Annotated in this window: 21 protein-coding genes; 9 read left to right on the top strand and 12 right to left on the bottom strand. The window is 63.8% G+C overall.

Going from position 1 to position 18,756, the window contains the following annotated elements:
- Positions 1-52 precede the first annotated feature (52 nt).
- The 3 genes from IRL76_RS08155 (at position 53) to IRL76_RS08145 (ending at position 2,989) form a co-directional block, all read left to right on the top strand.
- On the top strand, positions 53-736 hold the full coding sequence (locus tag IRL76_RS08155) for a CerR family C-terminal domain-containing protein (RefSeq protein WP_200980887.1): 684 nt from the start codon (positions 53-55) through the stop codon (positions 734-736).
- A 61-nt stretch (positions 737-797) separates the two neighbouring features.
- The gene (locus tag IRL76_RS08150) at positions 798-1,793 is read left to right on the top strand and encodes a glycosylasparaginase (protein WP_200980886.1); all 996 of its coding nucleotides are present in this window, start codon (positions 798-800) and stop codon (positions 1,791-1,793) included.
- Between the two features lie 17 nt (positions 1,794-1,810).
- The gene (locus IRL76_RS08145; protein WP_200980885.1) at positions 1,811-2,989 is read left to right on the top strand and encodes a carboxynorspermidine decarboxylase; all 1,179 of its coding nucleotides are present in this window, start codon (positions 1,811-1,813) and stop codon (positions 2,987-2,989) included.
- A 3-nt stretch (positions 2,990-2,992) separates the two neighbouring features.
- Here the strand turns inward: IRL76_RS08145 and IRL76_RS08140 are convergent, their stop codons facing one another.
- Positions 2,993-3,586: a hypothetical protein gene (locus IRL76_RS08140; protein ID WP_200980884.1), complete on the bottom strand. Its 594-nt coding sequence runs from the start codon at positions 3,584-3,586 to the stop codon at positions 2,993-2,995.
- A 136-nt stretch (positions 3,587-3,722) separates the two neighbouring features.
- Here IRL76_RS08140 and IRL76_RS08135 point away from each other — a divergent pair, with 136 nt between their 5' ends.
- The 4 genes from IRL76_RS08135 to IRL76_RS08120 all read left to right on the top strand — a co-directional run bounded on the left by IRL76_RS08135 (position 3,723) and on the right by IRL76_RS08120 (position 7,438).
- Positions 3,723-4,613: a helix-turn-helix domain-containing protein gene (locus tag IRL76_RS08135; RefSeq protein WP_200980883.1), complete on the top strand. Its 891-nt coding sequence runs from the start codon at positions 3,723-3,725 to the stop codon at positions 4,611-4,613.
- A gap of 192 nt (positions 4,614-4,805) precedes the next feature.
- On the top strand, positions 4,806-6,008 hold the full coding sequence (locus tag IRL76_RS08130; RefSeq protein ID WP_200980882.1) for a type III PLP-dependent enzyme: 1,203 nt from the start codon (positions 4,806-4,808) through the stop codon (positions 6,006-6,008).
- 120 nt (positions 6,009-6,128) lie between these two features.
- Positions 6,129-6,827 (top strand): glutathione S-transferase N-terminal domain-containing protein, encoded by a 699-nt coding sequence (locus IRL76_RS08125; RefSeq protein WP_200980881.1) that lies wholly within the window; start codon positions 6,129-6,131, stop codon positions 6,825-6,827.
- Entirely contained in the window at positions 6,824-7,438 is a 615-nt protein-coding gene (locus IRL76_RS08120; protein WP_200980880.1) for a 2-hydroxychromene-2-carboxylate isomerase, read from the top strand. The genes IRL76_RS08125 and IRL76_RS08120 overlap by 4 nt, the downstream gene beginning before the upstream one ends.
- Here IRL76_RS08120 and IRL76_RS08115 read toward each other — a convergent pair.
- The 11 genes from IRL76_RS08115 to murI all read right to left on the bottom strand — a co-directional run bounded on the left by IRL76_RS08115 (position 7,435) and on the right by murI (position 16,905).
- Positions 7,435-8,232 carry a hypothetical protein gene (locus tag IRL76_RS08115; RefSeq protein ID WP_200980879.1) on the bottom strand — a complete coding sequence of 266 codons (798 nt, stop codon included), beginning with the start codon at positions 8,230-8,232 and terminating at the stop codon, positions 7,435-7,437. The genes IRL76_RS08120 and IRL76_RS08115 overlap by 4 nt on opposite strands.
- A 73-nt stretch (positions 8,233-8,305) precedes the next feature.
- Positions 8,306-8,743 carry a hypothetical protein gene (locus IRL76_RS08110; protein WP_200980878.1) on the bottom strand — a complete coding sequence of 146 codons (438 nt, stop codon included), beginning with the start codon at positions 8,741-8,743 and terminating at the stop codon, positions 8,306-8,308.
- A 164-nt stretch (positions 8,744-8,907) separates the two neighbouring features.
- Positions 8,908-9,681, bottom strand: a complete 774-nt coding sequence (locus tag IRL76_RS08105; RefSeq protein ID WP_200980877.1) for a hypothetical protein — start codon at positions 9,679-9,681, stop codon at positions 8,908-8,910.
- A 46-nt stretch (positions 9,682-9,727) separates the two neighbouring features.
- Positions 9,728-10,423, bottom strand: a complete 696-nt coding sequence (locus IRL76_RS08100; RefSeq protein ID WP_200980876.1) for a nitroreductase — start codon at positions 10,421-10,423, stop codon at positions 9,728-9,730.
- Positions 10,424-10,500: 77 nt separating this feature from the next.
- Positions 10,501-11,358, bottom strand: a complete 858-nt coding sequence (locus tag IRL76_RS08095) for a TauD/TfdA dioxygenase family protein (protein WP_200980875.1) — start codon at positions 11,356-11,358, stop codon at positions 10,501-10,503.
- A gap of 129 nt (positions 11,359-11,487) precedes the next feature.
- Positions 11,488-12,483, bottom strand: coding sequence for a hypothetical protein (locus IRL76_RS08090; RefSeq protein WP_200980874.1), 996 nt, complete (start codon positions 12,481-12,483; stop codon positions 11,488-11,490).
- Positions 12,484-12,618: 135 nt separating this feature from the next.
- Positions 12,619-13,806, bottom strand: a complete 1,188-nt coding sequence (locus tag IRL76_RS08085) for a cell wall hydrolase (RefSeq protein ID WP_200980873.1) — start codon at positions 13,804-13,806, stop codon at positions 12,619-12,621.
- Positions 13,807-13,854: 48 nt separating this feature from the next.
- Positions 13,855-14,310 (bottom strand): hypothetical protein, encoded by a 456-nt coding sequence (locus IRL76_RS08080; protein WP_200980872.1) that lies wholly within the window; start codon positions 14,308-14,310, stop codon positions 13,855-13,857.
- Positions 14,307-15,527: a 5-aminolevulinate synthase gene (gene hemA, locus IRL76_RS08075; RefSeq protein ID WP_200980871.1), complete on the bottom strand. Its 1,221-nt coding sequence runs from the start codon at positions 15,525-15,527 to the stop codon at positions 14,307-14,309. The genes IRL76_RS08080 and hemA overlap by 4 nt, the downstream gene beginning before the upstream one ends.
- A gap of 102 nt (positions 15,528-15,629) precedes the next feature.
- Positions 15,630-16,106 carry a hypothetical protein gene (locus IRL76_RS08070; protein WP_200980870.1) on the bottom strand — a complete coding sequence of 159 codons (477 nt, stop codon included), beginning with the start codon at positions 16,104-16,106 and terminating at the stop codon, positions 15,630-15,632.
- 4 nt (positions 16,107-16,110) lie between these two features.
- On the bottom strand, positions 16,111-16,905 hold the full coding sequence (gene murI / locus IRL76_RS08065) for a glutamate racemase (RefSeq protein ID WP_200980869.1): 795 nt from the start codon (positions 16,903-16,905) through the stop codon (positions 16,111-16,113).
- A 128-nt stretch (positions 16,906-17,033) separates the two neighbouring features.
- Here murI and plsY point away from each other — a divergent pair, with 128 nt between their 5' ends.
- On the top strand, positions 17,034-17,636 hold the full coding sequence (gene plsY, locus IRL76_RS08060; RefSeq protein ID WP_200980868.1) for a glycerol-3-phosphate 1-O-acyltransferase PlsY: 603 nt from the start codon (positions 17,034-17,036) through the stop codon (positions 17,634-17,636).
- Positions 17,633-18,742: a DNA-processing protein DprA gene (gene dprA / locus IRL76_RS08055; protein WP_200980867.1), complete on the top strand. Its 1,110-nt coding sequence runs from the start codon at positions 17,633-17,635 to the stop codon at positions 18,740-18,742. Before plsY ends, dprA begins: the two co-directional genes overlap by 4 nt.
- The last annotated feature ends 14 nt before the right edge of the window (positions 18,743-18,756 follow it).

Raw genomic sequence — 18,756 nt, 5'->3', positions numbered from 1 at the left:
ATTCTTTGAGGGACCTCTGGAGCTAAACTCGCTCTTGGCCTATCCCGCGGACATGGCTCAGACCGAACCTGCCAGCCGCGGTGCCTATGCAAAGAGTGCGGACACGCGGCGTGCCATCCTTGATGCGGCAATCGTGGCCTTCGGTGAGAGCGGGCTTGACGGGGCCAGTACGCGCACGATCGCTGCCGCTGCCGGGGTCAACCAGCCAGCCCTGAACTATCACTTCGGGTCCAAGGATGCGCTCTACGTCGAATGTGCACGGGCCATTGTCGAGCGGTTCGCAGCAGGAACCGCATCGGCTTCGGGTCCGGCAATCGCTCTATTGGGGAGCGGTGAAAGGGTTGATCCCGATCTTGCTCTTGTTCGCCTGCGCCAGCTTATGGACGCGCTGGTCGATACGCTTGTCGCCAACGAGGATGCCGCGATCTGGGCAGGGTTCGTTGCGCGCGAGATGAACGCCCCGGGCGATGCCTTCGCGATCCTCTACGACAGCCTGTGGCAGCCAGGCACGGAATTGGCGGCGCGCCTGATCGCTGCGGCACGCGGCTTTGCCGATCCGGGGGATGACGAACGGCTGGACGCCCTGATGCTGATTTCGAACCTCATCGCCTTCACCAACGGAAGGCGCGTGTCGAAATCGATAATGAAATGGCAGGACATCGGGCCTGAGCAACTCGTCGCCGTCCGCCGATCGATTTCACGCCAGGTCGATGCACTGGTGGCTCAAGGAAACTGACGGTCAGAAAACGCTGGTCCGGTCCTCGGGGACGGGAATGCATGAGGGGAAGGGAAGAATCATGGCAACGACAAGACGCGGTTTTATTGGTGGAGCCGCTGTCGCGGCATCGGTTGTAGCCAGCCCTTCGATCGCTGCGCCGCGTGCCTCGGGCAAGGTCCGCGGACCCTTCGTTCTCACGACCTGGGATTTCGGGCCCGGCGCCAACGAGGCAGCGTGGCCGGTCCTCGCCGCTGGCGGTTCCTCGATCGATGCGGTCGAGCACTCGATCAACCACGTCGAGCTGCTGCCCGACGAATATTGGGTCGGCTACGGCGGCGTACCCAACGAGGTCGGTGAAACCACGCTCGATGCGACGATCTTCTGGGGCCCGCGCCACGATTTCGGCGGCGTCGGCTGCCTCAAGCGGGTCAAGAAGGCGATCTCGGTCGCGCGCAAGGTTATGGAGGAAACGCAGCACTCGCTGATCGTCGGCGACGATGCGACGCGATTCGCCGTGCGCATGGGGTTCGAGGAGACCTCGCTCACCAATCTGCGCTCGCAGGAAGCATGGGAGAAGTGGGCCGCCAAGGGCGAGCGCACCGATGCCTTCCTGCCCGAGCCGTTTGCCGAGGATCATTTGCCGGGACACGACACGGTCGGGTCAATCTCTGTCGATGCGGCCGGAAACCTGTGCGTCGGCTGCTCGACCAACGGTCGCGAGTTCAAGATCCCCGGACGCGTCGGCGATTCCCCGATCCCCGGCGCGGGTGCCTATGGCGACCAGGCCGTGGGCGGAGCGGTTGCGACCGGCAATGGCGACGTGATGATGCGCTTCCTGCCGACCTATCACACGGTCGAGTTGATGCGGCAGGGCATGCCGCCCGATATCGCCGCCGCGACAGCGCTGAAGCGGATTACCGACAAGGGCTACAAGTTCGGCGGCGGTATTGCGGCAATCGCGATCGACGGCACGCACGGCGGTGCCCAGGTCGGCTGGGACGATGCCGGGTTCAGCTATTCGGTACGCAGCGCATCCGGGAACGAACAAATCTGGGTCTCGCCGAAGCCTGCCTGAGCGGCTAGGGGGCGGCCATGGAAACCAGAGCCGGCGACCCGGGCGCCTTCGCGCACTTCGACCTCAATCGTGTCAACAGCCCCGCTTTCGTGGTGGACGCTGCAAAGCTTCGCGCCAACTGCCAGGTGCTGGCCGACATCCGCGACGCGGCGGACATCAAGGTGCTTGCCGCATTGAAGGCCTTCTCCATGTGGTCGACCGCGCCGATCATCGGCGAGTACCTCGATGGTGTGTGCACCTCGGGCCTGTGGGAAGCGCGGCTGGCCAGCGAGTTCTACGACGGCGAGATCGCGACCTATTCGGCTGCCTACAAGCCGGAGGAACTGGACGAGGTTTGCCGCCTGTCGGACCACGTCATCTTCAACTCGCCGGGCCAGCTCGAACGCGCATCCCTGATCCTCGAGAATGCGCGCGCGAGCGGACAGGACTTCGACATCGGCCTGCGCGTCAATCCGCTCAGCCCCCAGGGCGAAGTCCCGCGCTACGATCCCTCGAGCCCGGGCAGTCGCCTCGGTTTCCCGATCGACCAGCTGACGCCGGAAATCATGGCGCAGGTCGACGGCATTCACTTCCACAATCTCTGCGAACAGGATTTCGAGCCCTTGCTGGCGACCTGGGACGTGGTCTTCGATGCGCTGGAACCCTGGTTCGGTCAGCTCAAGTGGATCAACATGGGCGGCGGCCATCACATCACCCGAGCAGACTACCAGCGCGAGGAGCTTGTCAAGTTCCTCAAGGACGCGAAGGACGATACCGGCGCGGAAATTTACCTCGAACCGGGTGAAGCCGTGGCGCTCGACGCGGGCATCCTCGTCGGCACCATCCTCGATACCGGGTGGAACGGCCTGCCGGTGGCGGTATCCGACGTGTCTGCGACCTGCCATATGCCCGACGTGATCGAGGCACCTTACCGCCCGGCGATGCTTGGCGAGTTGCAGGATCCTGACGTTACCCCGACCCGCATCGGTGGCCCCTCCTGCCTCGCTGGCGATGTCATCGGCGACTATCGCATTCCGGGCGGGGCCGAGGTCGGCAACCGTTTCGCCTTCCTCGACCAGGCCCATTACTCGATGGTCAAGACCAACACCTTCAACGGTGTGCAGCTGCCTTCGATCTACCTCTGGGACAGCGACACCGACCAGCTCGAGCTGGTGAAGGAGTTCGGCTACGAGACCTTCCGCGACCGGCTGAGCTGACGCTCAGTCCGGCTGCGGAGCGAGGCTCGCGACCTCGACCGGCTCGCCCGCAGCTTCCGCCACGGCGACTTCAACGGCGTCGACCGGTGCAGGTTCGGGCGCGGGGCGCAACGCAACGCGTGAGCCAGCTTCGGCAACCGCGTCGGTCTTGCGGTCCAGCTTCACCCAGCTGTCGACCGAATAGCCGTATTCGGCCAGGCAATCGCCCATCACGCGCTTGAACTTGCGTTCACGTCCCCCGCGGATGGCCCGAGACATTCCGAAACCGGCCAGCACGCCGATGACGGGTACGGCAGCAAAGCTGGCAGAGACCGCGCCCGTGCCGATGTTCACCCCTCCCATGCCGAGGCCGGCAATCGCGGCACCCGTGCCGACCGTACTGACGCCCGTGGTAAGGGCAGTTGCCGCAGCTCCCTTGAAGTTCGACTTGTGTCCTGCCGCGACCAGTTGCTGGCATGTGCGATAGTCGCTCTCGAATGCCATGCGATCGGCAACCGGAGTTCCGACCGAGGCGGCGAAATTGCGCGGCCGCGTCGAGCAACCACCGGTTACGGTGGCCATGGCGGCGAGGGCAAGGATCATGTGTGACTTGCGCATAATGAAATTCCCTTGGTGACGATTACGCGATCCGTCGGGGAAGTTGGCCCGATTGCCGGGGCGAGCGCAGCCGCATCGCGATGCACCGTGCAATGCAACCAATTGCAATCGCTGACGGCAGGAGTAACCCAAGCACATGGACCCGGCACGCGACCTACCCATCAAGCTGGATATGATGCTGAAGGCAGCATCGCTCAGCCGTGTCGAGCTCGCGCACCAACTGGGTGTCGACAAGTCGCTGGTGGGCCGCTGGCTGGCAGGAACGGTGCACCCCAGCGAACACAACTTGGCGCGCCTCAGCCACCTGCTCGCCGATCATGCAGAAGGTTTCCGACTCGCAGACTGGTATTTGCCAGCGGAGGACTTGGCGCGGCGCTATTCGATCGAGATGCCGACTGTCCCCGGTGTCTCGCCAGCCGAGCCGATCCTTGGCGAGTTCCGCGAGGCTGTGGAAGGCGACATGACCGCGCGGGGAAGCGCCTACGAAGGGTTCTGGCGAACTTCGCGCCCCTCGCTGCTGATGCCGGGAGAACTCTTCCACGACTATGGCATAATCCGCCGCACGGACAGCGGGCTGGTCGAAGTGAAGATGAGCGGATCCGGGCTCGATTTCACCGGCCATCTGTTCCCGTTCGCCGGCAACATCATTGTCTACCTGTTCGACCGAATCGGTCGCTCGCCGGTCACGGTGATGTGCCGCGGCGTGACGCTGCCGCGTGCCATGGTGCTCGATGGTATCATCATGCTCGCCGCGCTCGATCCGGCACGCACTCCGGCTGCCTTTCCGCTCCTGGTGGAGCGGGTAGGGGACCTCACCGGCGACACGGCTCGCGACGATGCCACCTATTCCGAACTCGCCGACTTGCAACCACAACCGCTCGATCCGGTGGGCGACGAGGCAATTAAGGCGCGAATCTACCGCGATTCGGGGCCGTCGAGTGCTGCGCAGGGGGGTGATGCCTTCCTCAACGTGTCGGCCGGAGACTCGCTTTCGCGAGGCAGCACCGGCCGCGGTTTGCGCGGCTAGGGCGGGCTCGACCCACCGCATCTCGCGCCCGACGCGCCCCGGGGCGGGGTTGCGCATTTTTCGCGCGTATTCACTTGCGTTTCATGACCCACGATTTATATGCGCCGCTCCCGCTGCCCCAAGGGGACTTCCTAACCGCAAGGCAGCTTGTCGTTTCATGGTCCGCAAGGACTGTTTAGGGGGTCCCTTGAGTTGCAGCATTTCCCTGACGCACGGTCTGTAGTTCGCGCGCTCGCGCCTGACGAACCCGTCATTCTCAACCGCCCGCACGCCGCCGCGCGCGCCGCCCGCTTCTTCGTCGAGAAGTTCCCGGGCCGCTCGCTCTATGCGGTGAAGGCGAATCCCTCGCCCGACCTGCTCCAGATACTCTGGGACAACGGCGTGACGCATTACGACGTCGCCTCGATCGCCGAGGTGCGCCTGGTTCGCAGCGTCCTTCCCGAAGCGACGCTGTGTTTCATGCACCCGGTCAAGGCGCCCAGCGCCATCCGCGAAGCGTATCACCAGCACGGCGTGCGCACCTTCAGCCTCGATTCGGTCGAGGAACTGGCAAAGATCGTCGATGCCTGCCGTGACGAGGCCGGTGAGCCGGCGCAGGACCTGCGCCTGTGCATCCGCCTGCGTGTGTCGAGCGAGTATTCCGAACTCAGCCTCGCGTCGAAGTTCGGCTGCGACCTGACCGAAGCGCCCGCGCTTCTGCAGGAAACCCGCCAGCATGCCGACTGGCTCGGCGTCTGCTTCCACGTCGGAAGCCAGGCGATGACCCCCTTCGCCTATGTCCAGGCGCTGGAGCGCGTGCGCGCCGCGATTGCCGAGGCTTCGGTGGTCATCGACATGGTCGATGTCGGCGGCGGATTCCCGAGTGTCTATCCGGGCATGGAGCCTCCGCCGCTGGAGGACTATTTCCAGGTCATCCACCAGCACTTCTACAACCTGCCGATCGCCTACAACGCCGAACTCTGGTGCGAACCGGGCCGTGCGCTGTGCGCCGAGTATTCCTCGCTGATCGTCAAGGTCGAGAAGCGCCGCGGAGACGAACTCTACATCAATGACGGCGCCTATGGCGCGCTGTTCGATGCCGCTCACGTGGACTGGAAATTCCCGGTCCGCGCGCTTGAGGACGACCTCATCAAGCCGGAGATGGACTTCGCCTTCTACGGCCCGACCTGCGACGATGCGGATTACATGCAGGGCCCGTTCCCGCTGCCCGAGGACATCCAGGCTGGCGATTATTTCGAGATCGGCATGCTCGGCGCATACGGTGCTGCAATGAAGACCGACTTCAACGGCTTCGGTGCGGCCGAGCGGATCATCGTCACCGACGAGCCCATGGCGAGCCTCTACGACGGCAGCCGCACCCGTCCGGAAGCGGACAATGTGGTGAGCCTCCGCTGAAGCGGCCAAGACCCAAACGGACATCGACCCCCGGCAGGCCACCGCCCGCCGGGGGTTTTTTCTTGCATCGCCCCTCTCCGCTCATGATGGTGCCTTCCAGACAGGGGAGATTGCCAGCCGATGATCGAATTCTTCACCGCGCCTGCGCCCAACGGGTGGAAGGTCGCGATCATGCTGGAGGAGTGCGGACTCGCTTATGAACCGCGCTGGGTGAACCTTGCCGCCGGAGACCAGCACACCGAGGAATATCTCGCGATCAATCCCAACGGGCGGATTCCGGCAATCATCGATCATGCGCCCGGTGACGGGGGAGAGCCGGTCACCGTTTTCGAATCCGGCGCGGTGCTGCTCTACCTTGGCGAGAAGTCGGGGCAGTTCCTCCCCACCGACCTGCGCGGAATGTCGCGGGTGCGGCAGTGGTTGTTCTGGCAGGTCGGCCACCTTGGCCCTACTTTGGGGCAACACGGACACTTCCACCTCTACGCGGAGGAGAAGCTCCCCTACGCCATCGAGCGTTTCCACCGCGAGACGCTGCGCGTCTACGCCGTGATGGACCGCCAACTGGGGCAGGAAGAACACATCGCGGGGCCGGACTATACGGTCGCCGACATGGCCTGTTTCCCGTGGGTTCGGACTTGGAAGGCGCAAGGGGTTCCGCTCGACGAATTCCCGCACGTGAAGCGTTGGTACGACACGCTGAAGGCTCGCGAAGGCCTGCGGCGCGGAGTGGCTCTCGGCAGCGACATGCGAAGGCAGGGTGAAATGAGCGAGGAGGAGCGACGCAACCTCTTCGGAACGGGGAAGGCGAAATTGCTATGAGCGTGGATGTCGAATTCTTCTTCGACCTGTCGAGCCCGTGGACGCGGCTCGCCTTCGCCAACATCCGATCCAAGCTCGAAGGTCTCGACTATGCGATCACATGGCGCCCGTTCCTGGTCGGCGGCGTCTTCAATGCGGTCAATCCGGCCGTTTACGAAAGTCGCAAGCCGGAGAATGCGGCGCGGCTGGCCCGCAGCTTCGTCTGGCTCAAGCAATGGGCGCGGCTGGCCGGGGTGGAGATGAATTTCCCTTCCGAACATCATCCGGTCAAATCGGTCCACGCCATGCGTTTCTGCTGCGCACTGGAGGACGACCAAGAGGCGCTTGAACGCTTCGCCCACGCGGCATTCGAGGCCTATTTCACCGGCATGCGCAATCTCGACGATCCCGAAGTGCTGGTCGCCATAGCCGACGAGGCAGGCTTCGACGGGGCGGCGCTGGCGCAACGGTCGACCGACCCCGAGATCAAGGATCGCCTGCGCGTCAACACCGACGAAGCGATACATCGCGGCGCCTTCGGCTCCCCGACGATCTTCGTGGGCGAGGAGAACATGTATTTCGGCAACGACCAGCTGCCGCTAGTGCGGCAGAAGGTCGAACAATTGTCCTAACCGCCGATGCGGTAGAGGACTTGCGCGCCGGCGCCGATATCAGGGCTGCCGTCGGCGAGTCCGGTATAGGCATAGCCTTGCAGCCTCAGCCTATCGTTGAGCTTCTGGGTCAGCGATCCGGTGATCTCGCTCCGGTCGGGCGAGGTGGCGAGCGATCCTTCGCGCCAGTCGTAGTCGAGGCCGAAGGTGCTGTTGCCGGAAGCGAGGTACAGCCCTCCGCCCGCCTGCCACACATCCTCGAGCGGGTAGACGTCGCTCGAACCGTTGAAACGACGTCCGCCGCGCACCGATGCGCTCAGCGGACCGAAGGCATGCAGCAATTCGCCCTGAAGAGTGAAATCGGTGGTACCGGTTCCGAGGAACTTCGCTTCCGAAGCGGTCGGAAACTTCACCTTGCCCGTCGTGTCGAACCAGGTGCTCTCGCCGATCGGCATTGAATAAGTCGCCGACAGGACGGCATCGCCGAGCCCCGAGCGCGAAGACACAACGGGATCGGCAGTCCCGCCACCGCCATTGCCGTTTCCGTTTCCGGGGCCTCGTACGCCTCCGTCACCAGGAATGACGCCTTCCGGGCCTGTGACATCGACATAGGGCAGTGTCAGCTTGACGTCGAAATTGCCGCGCTGGACCTTCACCGAGAAAGGTACGGCAAGCATGTCGGTGTCGACCGTGTCTCCATAGTCGCCGCTCGAATAGTCGATACCGGTGCTGAACTGGACATAGTCATCGGCCGCTGCCGGTGTGGCGAGTGCAATCGGGATGGCGGCCATCGCTGCCGCTTTGGTGATCCGCATGATCTGGTGTCCCCTGGACAGGAAGCCCCGCCTCCGCACGCGCGGGGCGGGGCTTCGGATTTCATCGATGATGTCAGCCGCCGCGGCCGGGCTTTTCCGGCTTTTCCGGCTTCTCGGGCTTTTCGGGACGTTCGGGGCGCTCGGCCTTTTCGACGCGGGCGCTGCGTTCGGGACGTTCGGCACGTTCATGGGTCACGACGGCATGCTCGCCATCGGCCTTGGTGATGGTGTGGACATTGCCCGAGGGCGTTTCGACCGTCTGCGAACGACCGACCACGACTGTTTCCATGAGCGGATTGCCGGCTTCGTCGACGACAGGATTGCCTTCCTCGTCGAGCACTGCGCGATCTTCGGTCAGATCGCCACGGGTGACGATTGCACCCTTGCCGGCAGGTTCCTCTACCACCGGCTCAGCGTCGGTGTCGGTGCCCGTGTCCTGGGCGATTGCAGTCTGCCCGGCAATGCCGAGTGCGAGTACGGCGGCCAGTGCCACCGGGGTAGTATATTTCATGAGGCGACCTCCAAATGCGAGTCCTGCCGATTAGCGGCTCAGTGCTCGTGATCGGAGGTTGGCCTTAATTTCGGGTCATCAAGCAAGGTTGTTGTGACAGGGCGTCTCGCGCTCGCGGTGAGCGCACATTCGAGGATGCTGGCGCACTCCGAGAGTTAATGCCTTCACCCGAACTGAGCGCGGTGCTTGTCCAGAACCGGCTTCACGCGACCCAAGGCTTCGCCCACCAGGTCTGGGAAACTGCCCGAGGAAATTTCCAGCACGGCATTGTGAGCGGCAGCGATGCGGCGGGCGTCGGACCAGCGGATTCCCAGATCGATCGCCCATTCGCGGAAGTCGTCCGCTGCCCCGGCACGTTTCTCCAGCGCCTTGGCAAGGGTGGGGTGGAAACCCAGCCGCCCCGTGATCGGCAGAAGCGAAAGCGGGAAACCCTTCTTGAGGTGGTTGAACGTGTCGTCGACGTGGATGGTGCCGCTCTCACGGTGCAGGGCAAGCACGGAGGAGAAGTGCACGCTCTCGTCGTCGCAGACCAGTGGAACGCCCTGGGGCACCGAGAAGTCGAAGTCGGCGCCGAACCGTTCGGCCAGTGCCGCATCTTCGCATTTGGTCTCCTGCCACGGCAGCTGCGGGAATTTCGCCAGGTGGCGCGCCGTGCCGTAGAGTGCAGCCTGCGGGTAGGCGGCATGCATCCACTCGCAATGGACCGTGTGGAAGGGGTGCAGGTTGAGGATGGCCTTCACCTTCGCCCCGCCATCGGTCAGCGCGTCGATCTCGTCCCGGATGGGATCGGTGAGCGTGTAGCTGTCGAGAAATACGAAATCGCCATCCGCCAGCCGCACGAGCGCGCATTGCGTCCCGACGTCGAGAATGCCGCCAATGCGGAATTCGCCCCGCACGGACCAGAAGTTGTCCGCAAGACGGACGAGAGTGTCGCTCATGCCAGTGTCTCCCTGTTGCGGATGATGAACCCGCAGGAAGCCAATTCTATCCCTCAAACCCCACGAAACGTGCCGCTTCCTCCACGCTCTTGCGCGTGCTGACCACGGCATTGGCGGGGAAGGTTTCGTCGGGCCAGCCCATGGCGACGGCCTTCATGATGATCTGGTCCTCGGGGATGCCCGCATATTCGCGCACGACCGGGCTTTGCATGATGCCTTGCGAGTTGATGACGCAGCCGAGGCCACGGCTCCACGCGGCATTGACGAGGGCGGTCGTCACTGCGCCGCAATCGAACTTGCTGTCGTCGCCGTCGTCCAGCACGCGATCGTAGGTGATGATGACACAGACCGGGGCGTCGAACTGGCGGAAGCCGCGCAGCACCCAGTCCTGCCGCCGTTCCTTGTCGTCACGCTCGATACCCATGGCGCCGAACAACTGCTTGGCGACGTAAATCTGCCGTTCGCGGTGGACACCCTCGAAGGCGCTGCCGCGCCGGAACTCGCGGCTGTCGGGCACTCCGGCGAGGATGTTCTCGGTGTTGCCCTTGCGGATCTTGTCGAGCGGTTCGCCGGTGATGACGTGGAAATGCCAGGGCTGCGTGTTCATGGAAGAAGGAGCGCGCATGGCGATCTCGAGCACTTCCTCGATAACCTCGCGCGGGACCGGCTTGTCGAGATAACCGCGGATCGAACGCCGCCCGCGCACCACCTCCGCAAACGTCATGTCCGGATTGCCGCTCATCCACTCTCTCCTCGTATTTGAGGAGAGGATTAGCGCGGCATCTGGCTTGCGCAAAATACGCTACGTCAAGCGCGCTCTTACGGGGTGAAAAAGGGCCGGTCGCCGGCAATCGTGACTCGCTCCATCACGCGGCGTGCGGGGAAATAGTCGCTCACCGCAAGGTGCTGGCATACGCGATTGTCCCAGAAGGCGATCGAGTTTTCGCGCCAGCGGAAGCGGCACTGGATCTCGACGTCCATGGCGGTGGCGTAAAGGTGCTGGAGCAGCCAGTCGCTTTCGGTTTTCGAGAGGCCCTCGATGTGGCTGGTGAAGCCGGTGTTGACGTAGATCGCGCGCTCGCCAGTCTCGGGATGGGTGCGGATCACCGGATGGCGCATCGGCGGATATTTCTCGTGCAGTTCCTCGACCGACTTGCCGAGCCGTTTTGCGAAGACGCGCGCGATGTCGTGTACGGCGGTGAGGCCTTCGCAAAACCGCTGCATCTGTTCGGACAGGCGCTCGTAGGCGAGGTGCATGTTGGCGAACAGCGTATCGCCGCCCACCGGCGGGACTTCGCGCGCATATAGGATCGAACCGAGCGAGGGGCATTCGCGCCAGGTAACGTCGGAATGCCAGTTGTTCTCGCTCCCGCGGCTGTCAGGTCCGTGGGCGATGCGCAGCACTTCCGGATTGGCCTGGCTCTTAGGGGTGGCGGGGTGGATTTCCAGTTCGCCGAAATGGCGCGCGAAGGCGATGTGCTGTTCCTGCGTCAGCTGCTGGTCGCGGAAGAAGATCACCCCGTACCTAAGCAAAGCCGCACGAATCTCCGGAATACGTTCGGCGATGTCGTCCGCGCCAAGGTCGACGCCGTAAATCTCCGCCCCGATGGCAGGCGTCATCGGCTGGACATCGAGTGCCCCGGTATCAAGCCCGCTCTTGTCGATCACTGTCGCCATGTGCCTCTCCCTCTCGAGGAAAGGCTATCATGCAAGGCAGGGGCATGCGAGTCCCTCGGGCTTGCAATCGCGCGGGCCGATCGACTGGCGGGAGAGCGAGTGTGGCCCGGGAGCGCCCTCAGCCCTTCCTCAGGGGCTGAGGAAGGTCACACCGCCATAGGTGACGTCGCTGTTGTCGGGTCGCCGTTCTGTCATCTTGAAGGAGACCGCCATTGTCGCCCCCTGCGGTCCGAAGAACCAGCCGCCGAAATTGCCGACGACCAAGCCGCCGGAGGTCGAGACGATCCCGGAAAAGGACTGCTTCGATCCGTCTATCGTCGTACTTCCGGTGTAGGTTCCAAGGTCGGTCACCGTGTCCGAAACCGTACCGGCAACCACTTCCTGGCCCTTCAGGTTGAGGGTAAAAGAAATCTGTCCGTTCGCCGGATTTGCAGTCGCGGTCATCGTCGTGGGGCTGGTCGAATAAGTGTGGACCGGTCCCATTCCGAGGGTACCTGCGTTTTCCACCAGCCTGAGAATGCCGGTCGCTACCGCTTTGCTATAGGACTTGGTAGCTGACGGAACATCGCTCAGCACTGTCGGAACCCCGAAAGCGCATCCGATGCTGACGAAGCCGACGCCGGTTGGTGAGCTTAAAGTCGCAAGCCGCACATAATCCTGGGTCACTCCCCCCAGTGTGACCACGGAAACACCGAAGCGCTGCGCGTTCCCGCTCGCATCGGTCTTCTTGTAGCGCTCGGTCCCGGCAGGGGCGGCAGGGTCGCGGTCGGCCTGGGTGAAGGACAGACTGAATGGCGGGTTGAAGCCCATCTGCTGGACCGTGATGTCGTAACTCGGACCCGAGCGGTCGGAATTGATCGCGATGCCTTCACCGAAGCCGGTGCCGCCATTCGTGAAGGTCTGGCCATTGAAGATTTCTTCGCCGCCACAGGTCGATGCAAAGGCCTGCTGTCCCGTAAGGTCGGCGAACTTGGAATAGGTTACCGGTGATGGGGTTGGCGTGGGGGTCCCACCGCCACTGCTGCCGCCGCCACCACCTGTGGGTGGCGGTGAGCTGCCGTCTCCCCCGCCACACGCGCAGAGGGCAAGCGCAAGGACGAGAGTGGATGCCTTGGAAAATTTCATGGAGACGACCCCTTCCTGATGGGCAGTCCCGTCCGCCCTTCCAGAACGACGTCGCGGATTCTTGAATGTCGTGCAACTGTGGTCGCTATTGTGCCGGAAGTAGTTGCGGAAAAATGCGCAGTAGAGGTTGAGTGATCAACGGATCGCTCTTGGCAAACAGGCCCCGCTTTCAAGAGCAATAAAGACCCTGCAGTCGAAATAGACGACTTCCGGATTGCCTGAACGTGCGGGCAAGTAACTGAAACGCAAGGCTCTGCGCGCATCTTCGCCCAGGGGCAATCGCGCGGGAATTGCGGTTGCATCATCCCAGCCATAGACCTGGCAATAGCGGTCGCCCGGGCAAAGCGTGCGCGCCTTCTCGACCAGTGCACCCGGCGCATCTCCGCCTGACACCAGCACAAAATGTACTCCGGGAGCAGGCGAATCGGGGGTACTCGGCCTCGTTACAGCCAAACTCGGGTCGCGCGGGATATCCGAAGCCGTGATGCTTCGAACTGCCGTGCCCTGTTGCGCCAGACGGGGTAGCAGGTCTTCTGGGCGTTCGACTTCCTGTGCGGTTTCCCGGAGCGCCAGGGGGTCCGGCTCGCCGCCGCTGTAACGTGCCGAAAGCGCCTGCGGCATCCCCCATGCGCCGCGCCAGCGGAAGAAGAGGTGAGGTCCGACTTCGGCGATCTTGTCGAGCGAACCGGACCAGTAGGGATAGACATAATTCGCATGGTAGTGGGTGGCGCTGCCAACCTTCGCATCCACGTAACCACCCAAGGCCTCCTGCGCCCGTTCGCGCGCCGAGCGCCACATGGCGTCGGAATAGGTCCGGTCGAGCGATCCGTCGCAGGTGAAGGTGAACTGGCAGCCTGTGGGGCGCTCGGAGCCTTCGAACACGACCCCGCAGACGGTCTTCGCAAAGGCTGGGTGTCGTACACGGTTGAGGACGACTTGCATCACGGCGCGTTGGTCCTCGTCGCCGCTACCTGCCTCGGCCATGGCGGCGAGGGCAAGGCAGTCACGCGCCCGTTGGCGGTCGATTCCGTTGCCGCGAAACGTGAACGGTTTGGCAGGCGGCGGCGCGTCGTCGGCGAAAGGCACGGACTCGTTTCGCGCCTTGGCATCGTCAGGGGCGAGGTCCGAGACGATGGTGCCGACGTCATCGCCGGTTGCGGGCAGTGTTTCGATAAGGCTGGTTTCGGACCGTTCGCGCTCTATTTTCGCCGTCGCATCTGGATGCCCGAACATGGCGAGCAGCGCAAAGGTCGCCAACAAGAGGGCGACCACCCCGAGCAAGGGCGCATTTTCGCGAAAAGTCGTAGCGTTCCTACCGAACATCGCGGTTAGATAGGACTGAGCAAGGCCGGTTACACCCCTCGGCGAACGTCACTCGCAGAGCTTGCCGGACTGTTCGCAGAAGGCCGCGCGTACCTCGCCCTTGTAGTCGAGCCCTGCAAGTTCCTGCATGATCGAACCGACGATCATCGGCATGATCTCGCGGCGATGCGCTGCTGCGGGCGAGCGTTCGAAACTGGCGATGGCATCGAGATCTTCGAGTGTCAGCATTGCTGCCATCGCCTGCGCTTCAGCCTCGATCGCGCGCTTGCCGATCTCTTCTGCCTTCTCGCGTCCGATGGTGCGCAAGTCATCCTGTTCCTGAGCAGTAAGATCGGGCGCATCGGCAATGATTTGCTCGACCTCTGCAGCGGTCTGCAGCGGGCCCAGCGTCGCCAGCAGCGAATGGCCGGCGATCTCGCGTGCGAGTGCCAGCTTTGGGTCATCGTTTGCTGCGAGGGGAGCTGCCAGCACCAGGACCGGCAGCGCCAATGTCAGGAGCTTCACGCCGCCTTCTGCAGCTGCAGTTCGACGCGGCCCCAGATTTCGACCAGCGCGGCGACGAGTTCGTCCATCATCGGCGGCGTGTGGGCAGGGCCGGGGGTGAAGCGCAGGCGCTCGGTTCCACGCGGCACGGTCGGGAAATTGATCGGCTGCACATAGACGCCGTATTCGGCGAGCAGGATGTCGCTGATCTTCTTGGCGCGTACCGGATCGCCAACCATGACGGGGACGATGTGCGTGACGCTGTCCATCACCGGCAGGCCCGCATCGCGCATTTTCTGCTTGAGGGTGGCGGCTGCGGCCTGCTGGCCGTCGCGTTCCTCGCTCGAGGACTTGAGGTGGCGGACTGCGGCGAGCACGCCTGCGACCAGCACCGGGGAGAGCGAGGTTGTGAAGATGAAGCCCGGGGCATAGCTGCGGATGCAGTCGATGATGCGGGTGTCGGCAGCGATGTAGCCACCCATTACGCCGAACGCCTTGCCCAGCGTGCCTTCGATAATGTCGATGCGGTGCGCGGCCTCGTCACGCTCCGAAATGCCGCCACCACGCTTGCCGTACATGCCGACCGCGTGGACCTCGTCGATGTAGGTCAGCGCATTGTACTTCTCGGCGAGGTCGCAGATCGCGTGGATCGGGGCAACGTCGCCGTCCATCGAATAGACGCTCTCGAATGCGATCAGCTTGGGCGTATCCGGGTCCTCGGCGGCGAGCAGTTCTTCGAGATGCTCGACATCGTTGTGGCGCCACACCCGCTTCTCGCAACCCGCGTTGCGGATGCCGGCGATCATGCTGGCGTGGTTGAGCTCGTCCGAGAAGATGACACAGCCCGGCAGCAGCTTGGCGAGCGTCGAGAGCGTCGCATCGTTCGAGACATAGCCGCTGGTGAACAGCAGCGCGCCTTCCTTGCCGTGAAGATCGGCCAGTTCCTGCTCGAGCTGGATGTGGTAGTGCGTATTGCCGCCGATGTTGCGCGTGCCGCCCGAACCCGCACCGACGTCATGCAGCGCCTCTTCCATGGCAGCGATGACCTTGGGGTGCTGGCCCATGGCGAGATAGTCGTTCGAACACCAGACGGTGACCGGCTTGGGCCCGTTGTGTCCGGCGAAGCAGCGTGCGTTCGGGAACGCGCCCTTGTTGCGCAGGATATCGATGAAGACGCGATAGCGGCCTTCCTCGTGAAGGCGGTCGATAGCCTGGTCGAAAATCTGGTCGTAGTTCACGCGGGGTCCGCCCGTCTCAACACCGCCCGTCCGCGGCCTGGAATGGCTCTGCCCATAGGGCGGAAAACCGCGGAATTCCACCGCGATCTTTGCGAATGGTTCTTAAGTATTAGGCGGGCGGAAGTCGGGAAGGGGTGCCCCGCCGTCGCTGCGGAAGAAGTCCTGTCGCAGGCTTTCGACGAAAGATGCGAATTCCTGCCTGACCTCCAGCCACATCTCCCTCTCGTCGTCGCAATCAGCCGGTATCGTCTCGAAAAGGATCTCCAGCGCGGCGTCGACCAGGCCAAGGTACCAGCGCGGAGGGATCAGCATGGTGTCGTTGTGATGGACTATTGCCGTCCCATGATCGATCCGTGCTGTGGGCGGGGATTCGACCCATTGCAGGAGCAGGAAGAGCGCCTCCGTCGCCATTCGCGCTTCGAGCTCGTGCGTATGTCCGAGGCCATGGTGCTCGAACGAGGCGCGGGCGTCGGGATGCCGGCGATAATAGGCGTCGATCATTTCACCGGTCACGTCGCCACGCTCGTCTGCCAGCCGCTGCAGGCTGCGTTCCGCGAGCGTGACGCGATCTTCCGCCATTGCCCTAGAACTTCTCCAGCCGCTCGATACCGTACCGGGCGAAGGTCGACGCGAGGCGATGGAAATCGGCAAGGTCACCGGTGGTCACGGCCCTGTCCGGACCATCCCGCTCGAACGACTGGCCTTGGGTGAGATAGGCGACACGCCGGGCGATGCCCTCGGCCCCGTGAACGAACCTTACGTCACGGCCGATTGCCTGCCTCAATTCGTCCTCGAGCAGCGGGAAGTGCGTGCACGCGAGGACCAGCGTGTCGATCGAATCCGCGCCGTCCAGCGATAGCAGCCCCGCAATTTCGCGAGCCACTGCTTCGACGCTAACGTCCTCGCCGCGCAGCTTGGCTTCGGCCAACGGGACAAGTCCGTTCGCGCCGTGGCGCAGCAAGCGCTTGCCGCCCGCAAACTCGCGCTCGAGATTGTCGACATAGGCCTGGCGAATGGTCGCCTCGGTCCCGAGCAGGCCGAAGGTACCGGTCGTCGTCAATGAAGCGGCGGGCTTGATGGCCGGAACCGTTCCGACGATGGGGATTTCGAGCACGTCGCGCACCATGCCGAGCGCAATGGTGCTGGCCGTATTGCAGGCGATGCAGATCAGGCGCGGTTGCCACCGTTCGGCCATGCGCCCGAGCAGACCGGCAACGCGCGCGGCGATTTCCGCCTCGCTTTTGGTGCCATAGGGCAGGCCGGCCATGTCGGCGGCATAGATGACCGGCGCGTCGGGCAGGGCTTTCCGCACCTCGGCCAGCACGGTCAGCCCGCCGACGCCGGAATCGAACAGCAGGATTGGTGCGGATGCGTTCACAACGGTCCTTTTCCACCGTGCCGGTGCTTGTCGAACTGCACCGGATCACTCTAGATGCTGCGCTAGTAGAAAGTGCGGGCATTCAGCAAGCTTGCGCGGAAAATGCGGGGTGAATTGTGCTGACTGACATGACCATCACGACGCTTTATGCCGCGCTGCTCGGCTATGCCTTCGGCTCGATCCCCTTCGGCTTGATCATCGCCAAACTGGGCGGGAAGGGCGACATCCGCTCGATCGGCAGCGGTAACATCGGCGCGACCAACGTGCTGCGCACAGGCAGCAAGGGGCTGGCTGCCGCGACATTGCTGCTCGACCTTGCCAAGGGGCTGATCCCTGTCCTCATCGCCAGGCAATTGTTCTGGGAGGACATGGGCTGGACCGCGCTGTTCGCCGTACTCGGCCATTGCTTCCCCGTGTGGCTGGGCTTCAAGGGTGGCAAGGGCGTGGCGACCAATGCCGGCGTATCCTTTGGCCTCGCCGTGCCGCTCGGACTGACCTACGCCGTGGTGTGGATCGGAATGCTGGCGATTACCCGCATCAGTTCGCTCGCGGGCATGAGCGCGGTGGTTGCAGCCGCGATTGCCGCATTCCTCATCGGCCAGCCAACCTTTGCCAAGGTAATGGCGATCATCGCCGTGTTGGTGATCTGGCTGCATCGTGAAAACATCAAGCGGCTGATGGCAGGCACCGAACCCAGGGTCGGCGGATCGAAGGCCAAGCCCGAAGAGTGAACGCTCCGGCGCATCCGGTACTGACGCAGGAGGAGGCGTTTGCGCGCATCCGCCTGTTGCGCTCGCCCAATATCGGGCCGGTCAGCTACGCCATGTTGCTGCAGCGATTCGGCAATGCCGGTACGGTGATCGACGCGTTGCCGGAGCTTTCGGCGCGGGGAGGGCGGCAGTATCGTCCCGCCAGGGTCGAAACGATCGAGCGCGAAGTCGAGGCGGTGCGCGCGGCGGGCGCAAAATACCTGTTTCACGACCAGCCTTCCTATCCCGCTCTGCTGGGGGAGATCGACGGCGCGCCGCCGATCCTGACTTGGCGCGGGGATGTCTCGCTGCTCGACCAGCCTTGTGTCGCCTTGGTCGGTGCCCGCAATTCGAGCGCGGCGGCAGTCAAGCTGGCCCGGGATTTCGGCGCGGCGCTGGCGGAAGCGGGCTTTACGGTCGTATCGGGTCTTGCCCGAGGCATCGACGGAGCCGCACATGAGGGCGCTTTCCCGCGCACCGTGGGCGTGATCGCCAGCGGGATCGACATCGCCTACCCCCCGCAGCACGCGGCGCTACAGGAACGGATTGCGGAAGAGGGCCTGCTGGTCGCCGAACAGCCCCCCGGTACCGAACCGCGCGGCAGCCACTTCCCCAGCCGCAACCGCATCATTGCCGGACTGTCGCTCGGCACGCTGGTGGTCGAAGCGGCGGTGAAATCCGGTTCGTTGATCACTGCACGGCTCGCCGGGGAGGCAGGACGCGAGGTGATGGCCATACCCGGTAGTCCGCTGGAACCGCGCAGCCACGGCTGCAACCACCTGATCCGCGAAGGCGCTGTGCTGGTGAACTCGCCCGAGGATGTCGTCGAACTGCTGTCCGGCTTCGAGGGTAATCCGCGCTCGCACTTCCGCGAGCCTCTTTCGGCCGAGTGGTATTCACACGCGGAATTGGCGTCGACCGAACCTGCTCGGATAGCGGATCTTCTAACCACTGCACCGGTAGGAGTTGACGAGCTTATCCGGCAGTCCGGAGAAGGCGCTGCGGCAGTCCAACTGGCGCTGCTGGAACTGGAGATTGCCGGTCGTCTCGAGCGTCATGCGGGCGGACGGGTAAGCCTGGTATCCTAAGGGGGAGGCGATAG

The organism is Qipengyuania soli (genome assembly GCF_015529805.1).
Taxonomy (GTDB): domain Bacteria; phylum Pseudomonadota; class Alphaproteobacteria; order Sphingomonadales; family Sphingomonadaceae; genus Qipengyuania; species Qipengyuania soli.
This window is presented reverse-complemented; position numbering and strand designations above follow the sequence as displayed.

Coding starts and splice junctions, on each gene's coding strand:
- IRL76_RS08115 (WP_200980879.1), bottom strand. CDS start 8,232: ATGCGGATCACCAAAGCGGCAGCGATGGCCGCCATCCCGATTGCACTC.
- plsY (WP_200980868.1), top strand. CDS start 17,034: ATGACCATCACGACGCTTTATGCCGCGCTGCTCGGCTATGCCTTCGGC.
- IRL76_RS08150 (WP_200980886.1), top strand. CDS start 798: ATGGCAACGACAAGACGCGGTTTTATTGGTGGAGCCGCTGTCGCGGCA.
- IRL76_RS08105 (WP_200980877.1), bottom strand. CDS start 9,681: ATGAGCGACACTCTCGTCCGTCTTGCGGACAACTTCTGGTCCGTGCGG.
- IRL76_RS08135 (WP_200980883.1), top strand. CDS start 3,723: ATGGACCCGGCACGCGACCTACCCATCAAGCTGGATATGATGCTGAAG.
- IRL76_RS08155 (WP_200980887.1), top strand. CDS start 53: ATGGCTCAGACCGAACCTGCCAGCCGCGGTGCCTATGCAAAGAGTGCG.
- IRL76_RS08095 (WP_200980875.1), bottom strand. CDS start 11,358: ATGGCGACAGTGATCGACAAGAGCGGGCTTGATACCGGGGCACTCGAT.
- IRL76_RS08125 (WP_200980881.1), top strand. CDS start 6,129: ATGATCGAATTCTTCACCGCGCCTGCGCCCAACGGGTGGAAGGTCGCG.
- IRL76_RS08085 (WP_200980873.1), bottom strand. CDS start 13,806: ATGTTCGGTAGGAACGCTACGACTTTTCGCGAAAATGCGCCCTTGCTC.
- IRL76_RS08070 (WP_200980870.1), bottom strand. CDS start 16,106: ATGGCGGAAGATCGCGTCACGCTCGCGGAACGCAGCCTGCAGCGGCTG.
- IRL76_RS08145 (WP_200980885.1), top strand. CDS start 1,811: ATGGAAACCAGAGCCGGCGACCCGGGCGCCTTCGCGCACTTCGACCTC.
- IRL76_RS08090 (WP_200980874.1), bottom strand. CDS start 12,483: ATGAAATTTTCCAAGGCATCCACTCTCGTCCTTGCGCTTGCCCTCTGC.
- IRL76_RS08120 (WP_200980880.1), top strand. CDS start 6,824: ATGAGCGTGGATGTCGAATTCTTCTTCGACCTGTCGAGCCCGTGGACG.
- IRL76_RS08110 (WP_200980878.1), bottom strand. CDS start 8,743: ATGAAATATACTACCCCGGTGGCACTGGCCGCCGTACTCGCACTCGGC.
- IRL76_RS08100 (WP_200980876.1), bottom strand. CDS start 10,423: ATGAGCGGCAATCCGGACATGACGTTTGCGGAGGTGGTGCGCGGGCGG.
- IRL76_RS08140 (WP_200980884.1), bottom strand. CDS start 3,586: ATGCGCAAGTCACACATGATCCTTGCCCTCGCCGCCATGGCCACCGTA.